The sequence below is a fragment of the Massilia sp. DJPM01 genome, from assembly GCF_030348125.1.
Classification (GTDB): Bacteria; Pseudomonadota; Gammaproteobacteria; order Burkholderiales; family Burkholderiaceae_D; genus Telluria_A; species Telluria_A frigida.
Genome location: NZ_JAQOZV010000228.1, coordinates 1 through 534, shown reverse-complemented (window position 1 = coordinate 534; position 534 = coordinate 1). Strand labels below are relative to the sequence as shown.

1 protein-coding gene is annotated in these 534 nt (G+C 64.0%); it reads left to right on the top strand.

All coding sequences use genetic code 11. The annotated features are described in order from the left end of the window. Positions 1 to 534: hypothetical protein (locus PO883_RS34810; RefSeq protein WP_289313846.1), on the top strand; the 534-nt coding region annotated here is incomplete at both ends.

The window sequence follows — 534 nt, the reverse complement described above, 5'->3', positions numbered from 1 at the left end:
AACGTCACCATCCGCAACCAGAACGGCGGCATCAGCAACAGCGGCACCATTTTGGCCGGCTACGCCAATGCGAAGCCGACCGACATGCATGGCACCGTCACCCTCGACGCCCGCAATGTCAGCAATGGCGGCGCCATCGCCGGCAATGCCATCGACATCAAGGCGGCGAACGATATCGCCAATGTGGGCGGGCGCATTGCCGGCCTGTCCAACAAGGGCGTGGACGGCAGCGCTACCGACGACAGCCGGGTCACGCTCAATGCCGGCCGCGACATTCTCGTGGCCAGCACGACGCAGACGCGCAGTATTGACACGGTTGGCAACAACGGCACCAGCACATCGAGCCGCACCAACATCGACAGGGTCGCCACCATTGCCGGCGGCAACGTGGTCATCGATGCCAAGGGCAATTTCACGGCGCGCGCGGCCCAGGTCGATGCTGCCGCCAATCTCAGTGTATTGGCCGGCAAGAACATCGACATCGCCGGCGTGGAAGAAAAGCACGCGCTGTTCGTGCCGCTGGGCGGCAACACG